Source organism: Comamonas endophytica (assembly GCF_023634805.2).
Classification (GTDB): Bacteria; Pseudomonadota; Gammaproteobacteria; order Burkholderiales; family Burkholderiaceae_C; genus Comamonas; species Comamonas endophytica.
In genome coordinates, this window is sequence record NZ_CP106881.1 from 2,842,765 (window position 1) to 2,860,380 (window position 17,616).

Consider the following 17,616-nt stretch of genomic DNA (forward strand, 5'->3'; position numbering starts at 1 on the left):
TCTGGGCTAGCTGTCCGTCCTCTGTTGACGCAGGGGATCTGGTGTGGTTCAGCGCTCTCGTTGTCGCGGCGAAAAAGGATGGCAACGTGCAATGTTTTGCATGTTGTAGGCGTACTCCACGCGGCCCAGCTTGGTTGGCCGGAGACCATCACGCAATGCGGCCCGCGAGACAGTCGCCACATCGAGGGCATGCGCAACCGACAAAAACGATACCTGCGTTCTCACTGCGCGCGGATGCTCCGCCTGATCCCACTCCTGCAGCCAGTGCGCGATTCGCCGGCTGTCGGCTGTGTAGCCGGTGGCATGTGTCATGAGCCGTATCAGGGCCTCATGTTCCAGTTGGCTGAACATGGCTCACTTCTCCACCTTTCCGCCTGGCTGTTTCCCCCAGGCCGACGCCATGCGCTCCATGACGCCAGCACGATAGGCGGGATTGCGCGCCCAAACGCTGCGGCCCATGGCCAGGTGCTCTGCACGCCGGGCCGTCGTCTGATGGCCGGTGCGTGGATCAAGGCGGGTTGACATTGGATTGACCATGTTGTTCACGCCTCCAGCAGTTCGACCGGGAGTCGAAGCCATGCCGGCCGCACTGCGGGCCATCCCGCCGAACGTGATGGCGGCAGTGGACATACCGCCTGCGAGCTGCGCCGCATAGTTGTTGACGGTGTAGAGAACGTAGAGCATCACCGACGCCACGACCAACAATTGCAAGGACGTGAAAAGCGGATTCTGTTCGCTATCAATATCGGCAGGCCCGACGAAAGCCAGAAAGGCCTTGATGGCAAACGAAAGCACCGCAGCCAGCAATGCAATCTGCAGCAGCGAAGTCATGACGACAGCAAACCAGCGGTCAAAAAATTGCCTGGTTGGCGTCCACATCAACAGCATGACGAACAGTGGACCAATGCCGAGCATGAGCGACAGCACCGCCTTTGCCATCACGATCATGGCCCCGGCAGGCAAGGCAATGATGAGGGTCGCCACAGCGATGATTACGGCGTTGATGTACTCGCCGATGGCCATATTGGACTCTGTCAAGCCACGGTTTCCGGCCTTCTCCCAAAGCTGGGCGGCCAGGTCCATCCCTTTGCCGAATGCGTCGTCCACGATGCCGTAAACCGACGTTGGTGCAATGCCATTGGTGCCGGAAAAAGAAGCTGCCAGAGCCGCTTCCAGGCCGCGAATGGACTCCACCGCCCAAGTCAGGTACATGTTCGCATTGAGCGCGAAAGCGGAGATCACAACGAATTTTCCGCATGAAATCAGAAGGGACGAAAACGGCGCTTCGACCTTGCCAAGAACCAGCATGAGGCCGTTCATCACGTAGTGGAGCGTCGTCAGCAAGACGGCCAACGTCACGAAGGTGGAGACGATCGCACCCGTCGTAGCATTCACATAGGTGTTCAGCGCAGTGTCGATGGTCTCCCCGATGAATTGAAAAAGCATAGGACCAGCCATGTCAGCCCCCTTTCTTGCCGAAATCAACGGTGTCGGGGGTCACCCAGCCGCGTCGTGCATTGGCGGTTTGATTGTTTGCCTGCTGCGCATTCACACAGTTGGCAGACTCCCCAATTTGGCCGAAGTAGGCCTTGCAATCGGCGAGCATCGCCTTGCGTTCGACCGGGTGTTCCTTGTACCAGTCCCCTGTCTTCGCTGCGGGGTGATCGCCGCATCCTGCGAGGCTCGACAGAAGCGCCAGAAAAATGAATTTCTTCATTTGCGACCCCCGTTCTCTTTACCGGCGACGGCACCATGCTGATGGTGCGTTGCGCCTTCTTTACGATCCTCCAGATACTGCAAAGAACGTTGCAGCTCTGCCGCATCGATGATGTCCAATGCGGCAAGGGTGCGAATCGCGCTTTCTCTTGAGCCCGCCCAGGTGCCCTGAAGGCGCTCGCCCGTGTTCCAGAGGGTGAAGCAGGCAATCGCGGCGCAAATCACTGACAGAGAAGCAGCAATCCACGATGAAATTGGTGCGGGATGACGGGGCAATGTGAAGCCTATCCAATCCCAGATTGCAAGCAGGAAGGGCAGCAGGGCGAACACTGCTGCGACTATGTCGCCATGGACAAGAGAGGGTGCCCGGCGGCCCACTTCTTTCACTGCTCGCAGCTGGCCCATGCAGACCCAGTAACGGCGCATGGACCTCAGCAGAAAGAAGCACAGCGCCATTACAGGAAAGTGAACGTATGAAGTCATTTTTCTGCCTCCTCAGTTGCCGAAGGCTACTGGCCGCGGTTGGGCCCAGCCACGTCGTGCATTGGCGCTGGCGTTAATCTCCGCCTGGCGTTGCTGCTGCAGGCGGTCTTCCGCAGCCGCGACCATGGCGTACATGTTCAGCTTGGTTTGTTCGTTCTGGATATTTGCCTGCTCGGCCGCAATTCGCGCCTGTAGCTCTGCAACGCCCTTGGGGTCCTGGGTCTGGTTGATTGCTTGCATCAGCTGATCAATCTGCCGCATACGGTCTTTCGCTGCGTTGTAGGCATCGAGGGCAAAGCCTTTGTCCTGCGCGCCCTTCACGGCATGGGCCTCGCATGCGGTGCGCTGCTGGGCAATCTTCAGGTGGCCACATGCGTCATAGATCCTGTTGGCTGTATAGACGCTTTGCGCGGTGCCCGACAGGCCGCGATAGCCGCCGTTTTTGACACTGTCATAGACGCCTTGCCAGTCGCCCGGCAGATAGTCGCGCAAGGCTGGGTCGTTGAGGACCATACCGAGACCGCGCGAGCCTGTCAGCGATTCGTATTGCTGCCTGGCTTGCTCGATCTGGCTCATCATCTGGTCGTATTGAAGCTTCCACTTCGCGATGGTTTCGACCTGCTGCGCCACGCTTTGCGCGATGGATGCGCCATCTTTGACAGGGATCTGGGAAAAGACGGCAGGGCTGCAGGCTGCCGCGCCAAAAAATGCGCATGAGAGTGCAAGAGTTTTCATGATTTTTTCCAGGTGACTTTGGTTAGCGGGACCGGTCCGGAATTTCGGTGCGGGCCAGGACAGAGGTTTTTTCCGTGTGTTCTGGACGTGTCTGCCCAGGTTCTTGCCCCCTCCTGCGCAGTGCAGAAAACACCGGCATCTGTGCCACATAGCGCGTGATGTCGAGCGCAAGCTGGCGATCAGCCGATTCACTTTTGGCAAGGGCTCGGGCGATCTGGCCATAGGCATGGGCGGCTCTTTTTTTTGCGCTGAAATTGTCTTGGACTTGGCCGGGCAGACCGTGCTCCACGGCGGTTTCACGCGCGCCTTCACGCCTTCGCATGTGCTGGACAGCCTGCTTTTCTGGACGTTGGACCACCGCTCGAGCGGTACGCGGCGTTGCGTTTGCCGTGATGCCACGCTCGCGCAATGCCTCGGCGAACTGTTCACGCCATCGCTGCAGGTCGACCTTGCGCGGATTCAGGCGCGTACCGTCTAGTCCCAGTGCCTTGACGCACAGATGCACGTGCGGGTGCTGCTCGTCATCGTGGGCGGTAAACACATAGGCGTGGTTATCGCCAAACTCGGTGCGGGCAAAGGCACGGGCAGCATGGGTGACGGAGTCTCGGTCGGTACCTGGCGGCATGGACAGCACGACGTTGAAGGCTTCCTTGTGCTGGGCTTCTTCGGGGATTCCGTACTGACCACATTTCCATTCATCACGCAGATCACGAAGGGCTTCTCGGCCGGCAATGATTTCGCCGTCTTCGTTTTCCAGTTCGAGCATCCCGTTGCGCGAGATGTAGTCGAAATGCGCCTTGATATGCCGCATGCCTTTCCCGCCGCCGGAAATCTTCACCATCACTTCCGGGGCCTTCCCCGTGGTCCTGGAAAGTGTGCTGCGAATGCGTGCACTGCCTACCTGTTTGAGCTCCGGTGGCGAGTGGTGCGTTCTGAAATGCGTCACCGTGCGCTTGCCGACCCTGGCGCGTACAGGCGCGCGGAATATGCGCTCTCCCCAATCTTTGAGGATGTCATCGAGGAGCGGGTTCATACCAGCCTCCAGCGGTCGATATTGGCGCGCATCGCGTTCGAGACCTGGGCCGTATGGGCCATGATATGGCGCGACAACTTCTCGATGTGCTCGACCTTCAGGCGGTTATGCTCGATGTGCCCGGCATTGATCTGCCGGGCGATCTGGTTGAGATTGCGTCCGATGGCAAGCAGGCGGCTGTTTGATTCTCCGAGCACCCGCAGTTCAGCCATGCCGAACTGCGGTTCAGCCGCCAGGTTGGCACGGATCAAGTTAATGACCCACTGGTTGGCCGACATGCGCTGTTGGTCGGCCTGCGCTTGAATGTGGCAATACTCGCTCTCCGTCAGGCGCACTTCCAGCCGTCGGCGAATCGTGTCGGGTGTCTGACTTTTTGACGTAGCGGCCTCGGTGGCAACAGCTGAGCGGCCGTCGAGAAGGCGGCAGATGACTTGGCGCACCCCGGCACTCGGCGTGCTTTTTTGCTGGATGCAGAAGTCTGACCAACGCGCTTTCAGATCGGCGTCGAGCCGGACACTCAGATTGGTCGTTCGAGGCGTCATGGCGCACCTCCTTGCTGCCGGCGCCCGGCCATCTCGGCTCGCATCGCCTTGAGCTTTGCGCGCTCCTCAAGCTCCTTCGATGTTGGCACACGTTGTTGCGCGGCATCGTGAACTGTTGATGGGATGCGGATGCCGGACTGTTGCTTGAGCTGCTGCTGCTCTATGGATCGCCGCTGTGCTACGTGAATGCCGGCAACGGGCGCAAAGCTCCCTGCGTGATACCTTTTCACCAGCCCTGCAAGGTATTGGGTAGGTGTGGTCCGGATGGTGCCCCGGGTTCGAACCGCAGCGCAGAATTCATCGACCAGGGCCTGCGCGTCGTCATCTGGGATGCCGGAAAGCAGCTTGTCCACTGAAGAATTTTCCGTTGCCGACAGCTCTGGCAGGCTGTGGTTGTGGATAACTTTCGTTGTAGTGGTATTGATAGAGTTATAGATACCGTTAGTGTTACCGGCTGACCTGTCGGCAGCCTCACTGCCGGGTATGGAGACCCTGTCAACAGGGTCTGTACAGGGTCCATGCACCCTGTCCGCAGAGGCACCAGCCGGTGCCATCACATCCTCATTCCGGTACCCAAATTCGTGACTTAAGACCGCGAATTCCTTGGAAGTTCTGTCCAGTCGAGACAGGAAATCAGTCAGATAGGCATGACGCCATTGACTGGGAATTTTCCAGATTTGCTCTATGGTTTTCTTGATAAGCGCGGGACCCACAGCCATCTTTACCGAGTTGTGATCCCACCAGTCGCGCACCCAGATAAATCCGTGGTCTTGAGTGCACTCCAGAAATCCTTCATTTATCATTCGCCTGATTACAGGCTTCAACTGGGATTCCGAATCCCATCCCATTTCCGGCGCAGCAATGGAAATGACAAATTCGTATGCGCCTACGATATTGCTGAAAGGAGATGTCAAGAAATATAGAAGGGCATAGCGGTCCTCGACCGTTCTGCCTGACATTTTCACGGAACGCCAGTTGGCGTCATTAATCGTTCGCTGCCTTCCCATATCGTGCTCGCTATTACGACTTCGAAGGGGGGAAGGCCGTGCGATTTTCATCGCTGCCATCAAGGCCGAGCGCATCCTTCAATTGCAAGGTGCGGAAATAAACACGTCGTCCAACACGAACCATCGTTGGCCGCAGTCGGCGAGAGACGTCACCGTCTGAGTACAGCGCCACTCGCACGCCATCGGCAGAACGGCCGAGCACCTCGGCTACGTCGGCAATGCTCATCAGTGGGCCAAAGCGGCTCAAGAGGAAATTTTCAGTCGCTGTCGTCATAACCACACCTGTAAATGAAATTATCTAAGGCATGATCTTCAGTTATTAAAGGAAGTCTTTCAAGCCGCCCAATAGCGGGAGATTCAGATTTTTCTGCCAGCGTGCGTATTTTGTCGGCATATTTTGGCGACAGCATCCAGACCAATATTGGGTATTATGGTTCTTCGTTGTCGCCAATCGATTTTTATTTTCTTTAAAAATCAAAGACTTGCCGCGTTAAGAAATTGATTAACCTAAAGATGCAAACTGTTTCATTCTTTACAAGAAAAAACTATAATTTTTAAGATTTTCCTAGTGCTTCAGTTTATCCAGCTTCGCCACAAGGTCTTCCGCCCGCAAATGCGTATATCTCTTAAGCATCTGCATAGACTTGTGCCCGCTGATCGCAGCGACCTCCTGGTCCGATAGCCCGGCTTCAACAAAGCGGCTGACCGCTTCGTGCCGCAGGTCGTGAAACCGGAAGTCCACCAAGCCCGCGTCGAGTTTGGCCTGCGTCCAGGCCTTGTCGAACATGTACGGGCGACGTTTTCCGTCCTTGCCGGGATCACCGAAGAACAGGAGGTCGGTTTCGCCAGGACGCAATGGGTTGTCCATGGCGTTCCGGAAAACCTGCGTAGCGGCTACCGTAAGAGGCACCGTGCGTGGGGAAGAGTTTTTGGTGTGATCGAGACGAATGACGCGGCGCTGCAGGTCAACCTGGTTCAGCCGCAGGCCGGCGATCTCGGAGAGCCGCATTCCGGTCTCCAGTGCACCGCGCACGATCCAGCTGAACATCGGGTTGGAGTAGGCGTCCACAGCGGCCAGCAGGCGCTGGGTCTCGGGTACCGTCAGTCGCCGATTGCGACCAGCGCCCGGGGCAGGGCGGCGGATGTGGGAGACCGGGTTGAAGGGCAGGCCGATGCCCCATTCCTTGATGGCGATGGTGAAGAGATGGCTGAGCAGTGCCAGCTCCAGCCGCACGGTGTTGTTGCTGCGCGCGACGGGCTTGCCATCCGCGCCATCGTCGCCGGCCAGGCGTGCGTCGCGGTACTGGGCGACGATTTCGGCGCTGAGGGCGGCGAGCGAGTACTTGCCCAGATGCTTGGTCAAGGCCAGCGCTTTTTTGCGTTCACCGATCTGGGTGGATTCACGTTTGGTGGGAGTGACTTCGCGCAGATAGCGCGCCAGGGCGACCTCGACGGTCATGCGCTCGGCGGGGCCGCGCTGGATGTAGATGCCGCGTACCATTTCGTCTTCGGTACGGCGGGACCAGTCCTCAGCATCGCGTTTGGTGCGGAAAGTCTTGGCGGTGGCAGGCCATCCGGTCTTGCGGATCAGCGCTTTCCATGTGCCAGAAGGTGTTTTGACGATCGTTGCCATAAGGGTCTCGGTGAGCCCAGCGCAGCAGCACTGTACCGAAACTGTACCTGACCAACGATCTTGAGAAATCCCCCCGCGCTGGGGGCTAGCCTTGAAAATTCCCTAGTGTGTTGAAAACACTAGGGAATTTAAGATGGTGCCCGGGGCCGGAATCGAACCGGCACGCCTTGCGGCGGGGGATTTTGAGTCCCCTGCGTCTACCAATTCCACCACCCGGGCTTGAATCTGCGCAGACGCGAATTATGGCACATTTGAGGCTTATGAAAACGTATCTGACCATCGAGGACGCAATCGGCCAGACGCCGCTGGTTGCGCTGCAACGCATTGGCGCCGAGGACAACAAGGCACGGGGCAACGTGGTGCTGGGCAAGCTGGAGGGCAACAATCCGGCGGGCTCGGTCAAGGATCGGCCTGCCGTGTCGATGATCCGGCGCGCCGAGGAGCGCGGGGAGATCAAGCCCGGGGATACGCTGATCGAGGCGACTTCGGGCAACACCGGCATCGCGCTGGCGATGGCTGCGGCGATCAAGGGCTACCGCATGGTGCTGGTCATGCCCGAGGACCTGTCGGTGGAGCGCGCGCAGACCATGAAGGCCTATGGCGCCGAGCTGATCCTCACGCCCAAGAGCGGCGGCATGGAATACGCGCGCGATCTGGCCGACCAGATGGTGGTGCAGGGCAAGGGCCGGATCCTGGACCAGTTCGCCAACCCCGACAACCCGCGCTCGCACTACGAGACCACGGGCCCCGAGCTGTGGGAGCAGACCGGCGGCGAGATCACCCATTTCGTGAGCGCGATGGGCACGACCGGCACCATCACCGGCGTGGCGAAGTACCTCAAGGAAAAGAACCCCGCCATCCGCATCATCGGCGCCCAGCCGCTGGAGGGCTCGCGCATTCCCGGCATCCGCAAGTGGCCCGAGGAATACATGCCCAGGATCTATGACGCCTCGCTGGTCGATGAGACCGTGTCGGTGGGCCAGGACGATGCCGAGGACCTGTGCCGCCGCCTGGCGCGCGAGGAGGGCATCTTTGCCGGCATCTCGGCGGCTGGCGCCTGCTGGGTCGCGCAGGAGATTGCCAAGCGCGAGCAGAATGCGACCATCGTGTTCGTGGTCTGCGATCGCGGCGATCGCTACCTGTCCACCGGCGTGTTTCCGGCCTGACCGGGCCATTGCCGGCTTCCGCTGCGCTCGCAGCCTTTGTGCCATCAGGAGCTGCGCATGCAGTATGAAGTCCGGTTCTGCAGCCACTGCGCCACGGCGCTGCAGTGGTGCACGGCGGTTGAGGACAGCGGCGAGGTGCAGCGGCTGCGCTGCCCCGCGTGCGGCTGGACCCACTGGAACAATCCCACGCCGGTATTGGCGGCCATCGTCGAGCATGAAGGCCGGGTGCTGCTGGCGCGCAACGCGGCCTGGCCGGAGAAGGTCTTCGGGCTGATCACCGGCTTCATGGAGGCCGGCGAGTCGCCCGAGGCCGGCATCGCGCGCGAGGTGCTGGAGGAAACGGGCCTGGTGGTGCAGTCGCACCAGCTGATCGGCGCCTACGAGTTCCTGCGCATGAACCAGGTGATCATTGCCTACCATGTGCAAGCCACCGGGCAGGTGAAGCTGTCGCCCGAACTGCTCGAGTACCGGCTGGTGGCGCCCGAGAAGGTGCAGTGCTGGCCCGCAGGAACGGGGCAGGCGCTGGCAACGTGGCTGCGCAGCCGGGGCCACGAGCCCGAATTCATCGATTTCTGGCGCCGCGACGAGAACCCGCAGCCGGCCTAGAATGCCACGTTATGGACATCCACAAAGAAATCGACACCCGCGGCCTCAACTGCCCACTGCCCATTCTCAAGGCCAAGAAGGCGCTGGCCGAGATGGTGACCGGCCAACTGCTCAAGGTGGTGGCTACCGACACCGGCTCGCTGCGCGACTTCCAGGCGTTTGCGCGGCAGACGGGCAACGAGCTGGTGGAGCAGCAGACGCAGGGGAATGAGTTCATTCATGTGCTGCGGCGGCGGTGACTTGAACACCCTGTCTTCCTCTTGAGGACAGGACGTCCATGGTTCGACAGGCTCACCACGAACGGACGTTTCGAAGCTGCGCTCGTTAAACCGTTCGTCCTGAGCTCGTCGAAGGATAGACGGCCTGTCCTCTAGAAAACACCTGTCGTTTCCTTACCGCACAGGCCGGCCCAAGGCGCCACTACCGCCTCAAAGCTCCAGCGCCTTCAGATAAGCCCGGAACTCCTCTCCCACCTGCTCATGCTGCAGCGCCAGCTCCACCGTGGCCTGCAGGAAGCCTTCCTTGCTGCCGCAGTCATAGCGCTTGCCTTCGTATTGGTAGGCATAGACCGCTTCATGCGCCATCAGGCGCTCGATGGCGTCGGTGAGCTGGATCTCGCCGCCCACGCCCTGGGGCTGGTTGCGGATCTCCTGGAAGATGCGCGGCGTGAGCACGTAGCGGCCGGCCACGCCCATGCGTGAAGGGGCCTTCTCGGGCGCCGGCTTTTCCACGATGTGGTCCACGCGCATCAGCGCGCCGCCCGCGGCCTCGCCGTCGACGATGCCGTAGCGGCGCACCTGGTCCAGCGGCACTTCCTGCACGGCCAGCAGCGAGCGGCCCTGCTTGGCAAAGGCTTCGGTCATCTGCGCCAGCACCGGCTTGCCGCCCGCAGGGCCGACCATCAGATCGTCCGCGAGCAGCACTGCAAAGGGCTCGTCGCCGACCAGGGGTTCGGCGCAGAGCACCGCATGGCCCAGGCCCAGCGAACGGTGCTGGCGCACGAAGGCGCAGTTCATGTCGTCGGGCGCGACCGAACGCACCAGCGCCAGCATTTCCTGCTTGCCATGCGTCTCCAGCTCGTTTTCCAGCTCGTAGGCGGTGTCGAAATGGTCCTCGATGGCGCGCTTGCTGCGGCCCGTGACGAAGATCATGTGGCGTATGCCGGCGGCATAGGCTTCCTCGACGGCATACTGGATCAGCGGCTTGTCGACCACCGGCAGCATCTCCTTGGGAGAGGCCTTGGTGGCCGGCAGGAAGCGTGTTCCGAGGCCGGCAACAGGAAATACGGCTTTGCGCACGACGGTATTGGTAGGAGGCATGGGTTTCCTGTGGGGAGTCGATGGAGGCACGCGGCCACTGCGGGCATAAGCCCGCAGTGCGCACGTATCAGCCCAGGCGGGCCAGCTGATCGCGCAGGCGGGCCAGCGTGGCGCCGAATTCGGCAACGCGCTTTTTCTCCTGCTCGATCACTGCGGGGGGCGCTTTGGCAACGAAGGCTTCGTTGCCCAGCTTCACATTGGCACGGGCGATCTCGCCTTCGACGCGCGTGGCTTCCTTGGCCAGGCGGATCTTCTCGGCGGCCACGTCGATCTCGATGAACAGGCACAGGCGGATGTCGCCGACCACGGCCACGGGCGCGGCCTGGGCGGCGGCGGCCCAGGCGGCCTCGTCGTCGAACACCTTGACTTCGCTGAGCTTGGCGAGCGACTGCAGCACCGGGGCGACGGTGCGCAGGAAGGCGCTTTCCTCGGCATTGCCGGCCACCGCGAACAGCGGCACGCGCTGGGCCGGCGAGACGTTCATCTCGCCGCGCAGCGTGCGGCAGGCGTCGACCATCGACTTGATGCGCGCCACATGCGCGATCGCGTCTTCGTCGATCTTCTCGGGCTGCGCTTCGGGGTAGCGCGCGACGCTCACCGACGCGCCCGGCAGGCCGGCCACGGGCGCGACCTTCTGCCACAGTTCCTCGGTGACGAAGGGAATGATCGGGTGCGCCAGGCGCAGGATGGCTTCGAGCGTGCGGATCAGCGTGCGGCGCGTGGCGCGCTGCTGCGCGGCGTTGCCGTGCTGGATCTGCGTCTTGGCGATCTCCAGGTACCAGTCGCAGAACTCGTTCCAGACGAAGTCATAGAGGGCGTTGGCCACATTGTCCAGGCGGAACTCGGCGAAGCCCTTCTCGATCTCGGCCTCGACCTTCTGCAGCTGCGAGGTGATCCAGCGGTCGCACTGGCTGAACTCCATGTAGCCCGCGAATTCGCCGCCGGGCTGGCACTGCTCCTTGGTGTGGGGCTGCAGGCCGCAGTCCTGGCCCTCGCAGTTCATCAGCACGAAGCGGCTGGCGTTCCACAGCTTGTTGCAGAAGTTGCGGTAGCCCTCGCAGCGCTTGCTGTCGAAGTTGATGGACCGGCCGAGCGAGGCCAGCGCGGCGAAGGTGAAGCGCAGCGCATCGGCGCCGTAGGCGGGAATGCCCTCGGGGAATTCCTTTTGCGTGTTCTTGCGCACCTGGGGCGCGGTCTCGGGCTTGCGCAGGCCGACGGTGCGCTTGTCGAGCAGCGCGTCGATGCCGATACCGTCGATCAGGTCCACCGGGTCCAGCACGTTGCCTTCGGACTTGGACATCTTCTTGCCCTGCGCGTCGCGCACCAGGCCGTGCATGTACACATGCCTGAACGGCACGCGTCCGGTGAAGTGCGTGGTCATCATGATCATCCGGGCGACCCAGAAGAAGATGATGTCGTAGCCCGTGACCAGCACCGAGGAGGGCAGGTAGAGGTTGAAGTCGTCGTCGGCGGCGTCGGTCTGGTTCGGCCAGCCCATGGTGCTGAAGGGCACCAGCGCCGAGGAGTACCAGGTGTCGAGCACGTCCTCGTCGCGGCGCAGCTGCCTGCCCGGGGCCTTGGCCTGGGCTTCTTCCTCGTTGCGCGCGACGATGACATTGCCCTCCTCGTCATACCAGGCCGGGATCTGGTGGCCCCACCACAGCTGGCGCGAGATACACCAGTCCTGGATGTTGTTCATCCACTGGTTGTAGGTGTTGACCCAGTTCTCGGGCACGAACTTGACCTCGCCCGAGGCCACGGCGTCGATGGCCTTCTGGGTGATCGACTTGCCGGTAGGGTCGCCTTCGCCGACCTTGGTCATGGCCACGAACCACTGGTCGGTGAGCATCGGCTCGACCACCTGGCCGGTGCGCGTGCAGATCGGCACCATCAGCTTGTGCTTCTTGGTCTCGACCAGCAGGCCCAGTTCGGTGAGGTCGGCGACGATGGCCTTGCGCGCGACGAAGCGGTCCATGCCGCGGTACTTCTCGGGCGCCTCGTCGTTGACGGTGGCCTGCAGCGTCAGCACGACGATCATCGGCAGGCCGTGGCGCTGGCCGACCTGGTAGTCGTTGGGGTCGTGCGCGGGCGTGACCTTCACCACACCGGTGCCGAATTCCTTGTCGACGTAGCTGTCGGCAATGACCGGGATCTCGCGGCCGACCAGCGGCAGCGTCACCGTCTTGCCGATCAGGTGCGCATAGCGTTCATCCTCGGGGTGGACCATGACGGCCACGTCGCCGAGCATGGTCTCGGGGCGCGTGGTGGCCACCACCAGCTGGCCCGAGCCGTCGCTCAGCGGATAGGCGATGTGCCACAGCGAGCCGTCCTTCTCCTCGCTTTCGACCTCGAGGTCGGACACGGCGGATTGGAGCTTCGGGTCCCAGTTGACCAGGCGCTTGCCGCGGTAGATCAGGCCCTGCTCGTAGAGGCGCACGAAGGTCTCGTTCACCACGGTAGACAGCTTCGGGTCCATCGTGAAGTATTCGCGCTCCCAGTCGACGCTCGCGCCCATGCGGCGCATCTGCGTGGTGATGGTGTTGCCCGACTGTTCCTTCCACTCCCAGACCTTGCTGACGAAGTTCTTGCGCGCCTCGGGCGGGGTGGGGCCCATGTCGTGGCGGCTGATGCCCTGCTCCTGCAGCTGGCGCTCGACGACGATCTGCGTGGCGATGCCGGCGTGGTCGGTGCCCGGGACCCAGGCGGTGTTGAAGCCCTTCATGCGGTGGTAGCGCGTGAGGGAATCCATGATCGTCTGGTTGAACGCATGGCCCATGTGCAGCGTGCCGGTCACGTTCGGCGGCGGCAGCTGGATGGAGAAGGAGGGCTGGGCCGCATCGGCCTGGCCCGTGCCGCGCACGCCGCCCGCGCCATAGCCGCGCTTTTCCCACTCGGGGCCCCAATAGGCCTCCAGGGCCGCGGGTTCAAAGGATTTGGAGAGGCTGTCGAGGCCCGGCTGTGCAATGGAGTCGCTCATGGAGGGGTGCCAGTGCGGACGGCATCCACCCGTCAAGCAGGGGATGCCGTCCACAGGAAGTTGATGGATGACGTATTGGCACCGATTTTAGCGACGCTGTCAGGGTGTGGGGGCGGTATACCCCATATCCGCCTGCGAATCCACTGCGTGGGGCTCAGCCGGCCTTTTCGCCGGGACCCAGTTCCGGCCTGTCATTTGCCTGCGGCTTGAGCGCCTGCGCGGTCTTGCCCTCGGCGCGTTCGCGCCGCCACTGCTGCTTGCGTTCGGTCCATTCGGCCAGGCGCGCATGGGCTGTCGTGCTCTCCTTGGCCATCTGCACCGCATCGGCCAGTTGTGCCGACAGCTCCAGGCGGATGCCGTTGGGGTCGAAGAAGTAGATGCTCTTGAAGATATGGTGGTCGGTCACGCCCAGCACCTCGATGCCATGGGCCTGCAGCCGCACCTTGGTGTTCTCCAGCTCCTCGACGGTGTTCACGCGGAAAGCGATGTGGTTGACCCAGGCCGGCGTGTTGGGCGAGGGCTCGGCCGCGAGGTCGTCGCCCAGGTCGAAAAAGGCAATGAACGAACCGTCCTGCAGGCGGAAGAAGAAATGCGTGTAGGGGCAGTATTCGCCGGTGCTGGGAACGTAGTCGCTCTGGATGATGTGGTAGAGCGGCAGGCCCAGGATGTCTTCGTAGAAGTGGCGCGTTTCCTCGGCATCGCGCGCCTTGTAGGCGAAATGGTGCAGCTGCTGGACGGGGGCGGCGGGCGGCAGCGCGGAAACGGCAGAAGAGGAAGGAAGGACGGCCATGGTGTCTCCTGAAAAGATTCCGCTATCTTAAATCAATTCACCTAAACGTAATTTTGGGAGGAGGGTGCAGATCGATCAGGCAAGAAAAAGGCCGGCACCCTTTCGAAGTGCCGGCCCGTGCGCCCGAGGGCGTGGCGGATCACTGCTTCACGGCTTCGATCTGCAGCACCAGGCGCACCTGCTTGGCGGCGCCGAAGTTCGTGCCGTAGTCCAGGCCGAAAGCCGTGCGGTCGATGGTGGCTTCGAAGTCGCCGCCGCAGACTTCGCGCTTTTGCAGCATCGGGCTGGGGTAGCAGTTGAACTTGTTGGCCTTGAAGGTCACGGGCTGGGTCTTGTCGAGCAGCGTCAGCTGGCCCGTGACTTCCTTGACCTTGTCGCCTTCGAACACGAACTTGTCCGAGACGAACTTCGCCGTCGGGAACTTGGCGACGTTGAAGATGTCGGCGCTCTGCAGGTGCTTGTCGAAGCCCGGCGTGCCCGAGTTCACCGAAGTCATGTCCAGCGTCACTTCGACCTTGCCGGTCTTGCCTTCGCGGTCGAACTCCACGGTGCCCTGCTTCTTGTCGAAACGCGCGCGGTTGGTGGTTGTGCCCATGTGGTCGATCTCGAAGGTCGCGAAGGTGTGCGACGGGTCGATGGCATAGGTCGCGGGCGCGGCCTGGGCAGCGGTGGCGAACAGGCCGGCGGCGGCAAGGGCGAAAAGGGTGGTGCGCATCAAAGACTCCTGGGTGATAAGGGGTTGTGAGACAGGGAAATCAGGGAAAGGCTCAGATTTTTCCGATGCCGGTCAAAGCAAGTTTGAAATTGACCTGGACATCATCGGCGACCATCGAGGTATCGGTCCAGTCGCCTTCGCCGATCTTGAAGGCCAGGCGCTTGATCGGCAGCGTGCCCGAGGCGATGGTAGTGGCGCCGCTCTGCGTCAGCGTCACGGGCACGCTGACGTTCTGCGACTGGCCCTTGATGCTCAGCTTGCCATCGACCTGGTACTTGCCTGCGCCCAGCGCCTTGACGGCGGTGGAGTCGAAGCGTGCCTGCGGGAAGCTGGCGACGTTGAACCAGGTCGGCTTGGGCAGCTCGGCATCGGTTTCCTTCGAGCCCATGGTGGCGCTGCCGGTGGCGACGGTGAACTGGATCCTGCTGGCCTCGGGCTTGGCGGTGTCGAACTGCACCTGGGCATCGAACTGCCTGAACTGGCCCTGCAGCGGCACGCCCATCTGCTTGATGGTGAAGCCCACCGAGCTTTGCGCGGGCACGAGCTTTTGCTGGGCAAAGGCCGCGGGCGCCAGCACGGTGCCGGCCAGGACGAGGGAGGAAAGCAGGGTACGCAGGGTCATGGGAGCTCCGTAAAGGCAATGGGTCGGTGGAAGGTCAGCCGCGCTGGCCGGGCAGCATGCGCAGCAGCAGCCCGTCGCGGTCGATGAAATGGTGCTTCAGGGCAGCCGCGACATGCAGCACGATCAGCGCCGCCAGCGCATAGGCGCTCCACTGGTGCAGGGGCTTGAGCAGTTCGGCAAGCTCCGGGCTGGCCGACACCCAGTCGGGCAGCGCCACCAGGCCCAGGAAGACGATGGGGAAACCGGCGGCCGAGCTATAGGCCCAGCCCAGCAGCGGCACCACGAAGAACAAGGCGTAGAGCGCATGGTGCGTGCCGTGGTGCGCCAGATGCTGCCAGCGGGGCATGGCGGCCTGCATGGCTGCAGGGAGGGCGGGCGGCTTGTTGGCGAGCCGCCAGCCCAGGCGCACCAGGCTCAGCGCCAGGATCGAGACCCCCAGCCATTTGTGCCAGTTGTAGAGCTTGAGCCGCTGCGGCGAGAACGACAGGCCGACCATGTACAGGCCCATGCCCAGGGCGGCGATGAGGGCCAGCGCCAGCACCCAGTGCAGCAGCTTGGCGGTGGCGGTGTAGCGCGCAGGCGCTGGGATCGAAGAGGTTGAAGGCATGGGAAGGGCGGGCGCAAGTTGTGTCCGTCGCATGCCGGGCGGCATGCAATTTCCCAGTATAGGAAGCGTTGGGTTGAAAAGAGTTCAGTGGGATTGATGGGTGGGTTCAAAAAAGATGAAGGCGCGGGGCTTTGGTGATGGCCTCACGGTGAGTCCATGCTTCGACTGGAGCGCAGGCCGTCCACCCTTCGACGGGCCCGCCGAGGGAAGCTCTGGGCGAACGGGTGGGGCGGATGCCGCATCCCGAAATGGAGGGCAGGGCTTTGGTTTTCGGCAAGCTCAGGATCGGCGCGAACGGAGCTTGAACCGTTCGTCCTGAGCCCGTCGAAGGATGGACGGCCGACGCCATAAATGAGGCGAAAAATCCCAGGTTCAGAGTGAACCTGTGCGGTTTACCCGCCCAACGCCGCCTGCTTCCAGGCAAGAGCCGCAGCTTCGCCATCATTGCGATGCTCCGCCATCCGCGCCAGCTGCTGCCAGGCATGCACGCGCAGCGGCCCGGGATCGAGCTGCGGCGCGCTCTGGCTCAGCAGCTGGTGCGCCTTGCCCCAGAGCTGGCGCTGCACGCACGCCATGCCGGCGAGGTATTGCAGACGCGGCTCGCGCGGGTGGGCGCGGCTGGCGGCCTCGATGCGCGCCAGCCACTGGCTGTCGAGGCCGTCGAGGCAGTCCTGCAGCGCCAGCACCAGGGCCTGCAGGTGGCCGTCGCTCAAGCCATCCAGGCGCGCGGTGACCGACTCCCAGACCGGCAGCAGCCAGGCACGCGCCTGCGAGCGGTCGCCGCCCAGGCGCACCAACTGGCGCGCGGCGGGAATGGCAATCTCGGGCATGGCGCGTTCCTCGGGATCGAGGTTCAACCAGATCTCCTGCAGGCGGCCGGTGTCGCGCGTGTCGTGGATCAGCTCGAGCAGCAGCCCGCGCACGATGCTGGCCGAAGCCGCGGGCGAAAAGGCGCGGTGCTTTGCCAGCATGCGCGCGGTTTCCAGCGCCGGCTCGGTGTGGCGTGCCAGGCGCGCGGCCTTGAGCTTGATACGCAGCGCCAGGGTACGGCGGCTCGCGCCCTGGGGCAGCGCCGCCAGGCGCTCGAGCGCCAGCTGGGCATCGCGGTCGTCGAGCGCCCAGCGCGCGGCGCGCATCTGCGCGCCTTCGCGGGTTTCCAGCTCCACGGCATTGCCGTCGAGCGGCGCGCATTCCAGCACCTGCGCCAGATGGGTTTCGCGCTGCGGTGTGTCCTGCAGCGCATGCGAGCCTTCGGCCGCGACCATGTGCGCCGTGGCGCGCAGCTGGCGGCCGTGGGGCACGTTGCCCAGCGCTTCCTCGTGCGCCAGCGCCGCCAGCGCCGACTTGCGCGCGCGCAGGAAGCGCCCGGCCTGCAGGTGCGACAGCGCGTCGAGCAGCGCGTGGTGCATCGCGCGCTCCTTTTGCTGCTCGCGCCAGCGGCGGGCCTGGCGCGGCAACTGGGTCAGCACCGAAAGCCCGCGCAGCGCCGCATGGCACAGCAGGAATGCCGCCAGCAGCAGAAGCAGCACCATGTTGAGCGACAGGTCGACGCGGTAGGGCGGCCAGAACAGCGTCACCGTGCCCTGGTTGTTGCCGACGAACAGGGCCACCGCGACAGCGATGCCGAACAGGCCAATGAACCACAGTGCAGCGCGCATGTCGTTT

General features: G+C 62.7%; 20 protein-coding genes and 1 tRNA gene. 3 read left to right on the forward strand and 18 right to left on the reverse strand.

What is annotated here, in order from left to right:
- Nucleotides 1-48 precede the first annotated feature (48 nt).
- The 11 genes from M9799_RS12840 to M9799_RS12890 all read right to left on the reverse strand — a co-directional run bounded on the left by M9799_RS12840 (nucleotide 49) and on the right by M9799_RS12890 (nucleotide 7,368).
- Nucleotides 49-351 carry a hypothetical protein gene (locus M9799_RS12840; RefSeq protein WP_231042065.1) on the reverse strand — a complete coding sequence of 101 codons (303 nt, stop codon included), beginning with the start codon at nucleotides 349-351 and terminating at the stop codon, nucleotides 49-51.
- A 3-nt stretch (nucleotides 352-354) separates the two neighbouring features.
- On the reverse strand, nucleotides 355-1,446 hold the full coding sequence (locus tag M9799_RS12845) for a TrbL/VirB6 family protein (RefSeq protein ID WP_231042066.1): 1,092 nt from the start codon (nucleotides 1,444-1,446) through the stop codon (nucleotides 355-357).
- A gap of 13 nt (nucleotides 1,447-1,459) precedes the next feature.
- The gene (locus tag M9799_RS12850) at nucleotides 1,460-1,717 is read right to left on the reverse strand and encodes an EexN family lipoprotein (RefSeq protein WP_231042067.1); all 258 of its coding nucleotides are present in this window, start codon (nucleotides 1,715-1,717) and stop codon (nucleotides 1,460-1,462) included.
- The gene (locus tag M9799_RS12855) at nucleotides 1,714-2,199 is read right to left on the reverse strand and encodes a hypothetical protein (protein ID WP_231042068.1); all 486 of its coding nucleotides are present in this window, start codon (nucleotides 2,197-2,199) and stop codon (nucleotides 1,714-1,716) included. Before M9799_RS12855 ends, M9799_RS12850 begins: the two co-directional genes overlap by 4 nt.
- A gap of 12 nt (nucleotides 2,200-2,211) precedes the next feature.
- Entirely contained in the window at nucleotides 2,212-2,934 is a 723-nt protein-coding gene (virB5, locus tag M9799_RS12860; RefSeq protein WP_231042069.1) for a P-type DNA transfer protein VirB5, read from the reverse strand.
- 22 nt (nucleotides 2,935-2,956) lie between these two features.
- Nucleotides 2,957-3,967, reverse strand: a complete 1,011-nt coding sequence (locus M9799_RS12865; protein WP_231042070.1) for a relaxase/mobilization nuclease domain-containing protein — start codon at nucleotides 3,965-3,967, stop codon at nucleotides 2,957-2,959.
- A complete protein-coding gene (locus M9799_RS12870) occupies nucleotides 3,964-4,509 on the reverse strand; it encodes a hypothetical protein (protein WP_231042071.1) in 546 nt (181 codons plus the stop codon). The genes M9799_RS12865 and M9799_RS12870 overlap by 4 nt, the downstream gene beginning before the upstream one ends.
- Nucleotides 4,506-5,468: a hypothetical protein gene (locus M9799_RS12875; RefSeq protein WP_263725416.1), complete on the reverse strand. Its 963-nt coding sequence runs from the start codon at nucleotides 5,466-5,468 to the stop codon at nucleotides 4,506-4,508. The genes M9799_RS12870 and M9799_RS12875 overlap by 4 nt, the downstream gene beginning before the upstream one ends.
- 61 nt (nucleotides 5,469-5,529) lie before the next feature.
- On the reverse strand, nucleotides 5,530-5,790 hold the full coding sequence (locus M9799_RS12880; protein ID WP_231042073.1) for a plasmid-related protein: 261 nt from the start codon (nucleotides 5,788-5,790) through the stop codon (nucleotides 5,530-5,532).
- Nucleotides 5,791-6,081: 291 nt separating this feature from the next.
- Entirely contained in the window at nucleotides 6,082-7,149 is a 1,068-nt protein-coding gene (locus M9799_RS12885; RefSeq protein ID WP_231042074.1) for a site-specific integrase, read from the reverse strand.
- A gap of 134 nt (nucleotides 7,150-7,283) precedes the next feature.
- Nucleotides 7,284-7,368: transfer RNA gene (locus M9799_RS12890), tRNA-Leu, on the reverse strand.
- Nucleotides 7,369-7,409: 41 nt separating this feature from the next.
- On the opposite strand from M9799_RS12890, the gene cysM reads away from it, so the two are divergent.
- The 3 genes from cysM to M9799_RS12905 are packed head-to-tail and all read left to right on the forward strand — an operon-like array spanning nucleotide 7,410 to nucleotide 9,160.
- Complete coding sequence (gene cysM / locus M9799_RS12895; RefSeq protein ID WP_231042075.1) at nucleotides 7,410-8,315, forward strand: cysteine synthase CysM; 906 nt, start codon at nucleotides 7,410-7,412, stop codon at nucleotides 8,313-8,315.
- 57 nt (nucleotides 8,316-8,372) lie between these two features.
- Nucleotides 8,373-8,921, forward strand: coding sequence for an NUDIX hydrolase (locus M9799_RS12900; RefSeq protein WP_231042076.1), 549 nt, complete (start codon nucleotides 8,373-8,375; stop codon nucleotides 8,919-8,921).
- Nucleotides 8,922-8,932: 11 nt separating this feature from the next.
- On the forward strand, nucleotides 8,933-9,160 hold the full coding sequence (locus M9799_RS12905) for a sulfurtransferase TusA family protein (RefSeq protein ID WP_231042077.1): 228 nt from the start codon (nucleotides 8,933-8,935) through the stop codon (nucleotides 9,158-9,160).
- Nucleotides 9,161-9,349: 189 nt separating this feature from the next.
- On the opposite strand, the gene galU is transcribed toward M9799_RS12905, so the two are convergent.
- The 7 genes from galU to M9799_RS12940 form a co-directional block, all read right to left on the reverse strand.
- Nucleotides 9,350-10,240: a UTP--glucose-1-phosphate uridylyltransferase GalU gene (galU, locus tag M9799_RS12910; protein WP_231042078.1), complete on the reverse strand. Its 891-nt coding sequence runs from the start codon at nucleotides 10,238-10,240 to the stop codon at nucleotides 9,350-9,352.
- Between the two features lie 67 nt (nucleotides 10,241-10,307).
- Nucleotides 10,308-13,217 (reverse strand): valine--tRNA ligase, encoded by a 2,910-nt coding sequence (locus M9799_RS12915; protein WP_231042079.1) that lies wholly within the window; start codon nucleotides 13,215-13,217, stop codon nucleotides 10,308-10,310.
- Nucleotides 13,218-13,371: 154 nt separating this feature from the next.
- Nucleotides 13,372-14,007 carry a VOC family protein gene (locus M9799_RS12920; RefSeq protein WP_231042080.1) on the reverse strand — a complete coding sequence of 212 codons (636 nt, stop codon included), beginning with the start codon at nucleotides 14,005-14,007 and terminating at the stop codon, nucleotides 13,372-13,374.
- 139 nt (nucleotides 14,008-14,146) lie between these two features.
- Entirely contained in the window at nucleotides 14,147-14,722 is a 576-nt protein-coding gene (locus tag M9799_RS12925) for a YceI family protein (RefSeq protein WP_231042081.1), read from the reverse strand.
- A 52-nt stretch (nucleotides 14,723-14,774) separates the two neighbouring features.
- On the reverse strand, nucleotides 14,775-15,344 hold the full coding sequence (locus M9799_RS12930; RefSeq protein ID WP_231042082.1) for a YceI family protein: 570 nt from the start codon (nucleotides 15,342-15,344) through the stop codon (nucleotides 14,775-14,777).
- Nucleotides 15,345-15,378: 34 nt separating this feature from the next.
- Nucleotides 15,379-15,951: a cytochrome b gene (locus tag M9799_RS12935; RefSeq protein WP_231042083.1), complete on the reverse strand. Its 573-nt coding sequence runs from the start codon at nucleotides 15,949-15,951 to the stop codon at nucleotides 15,379-15,381.
- Between the two features lie 392 nt (nucleotides 15,952-16,343).
- Nucleotides 16,344-17,609 carry a heme biosynthesis HemY N-terminal domain-containing protein gene (locus tag M9799_RS12940; protein ID WP_231042084.1) on the reverse strand — a complete coding sequence of 422 codons (1,266 nt, stop codon included), beginning with the start codon at nucleotides 17,607-17,609 and terminating at the stop codon, nucleotides 16,344-16,346.
- Nucleotides 17,610-17,616: the final 7 nt, after the last annotated feature.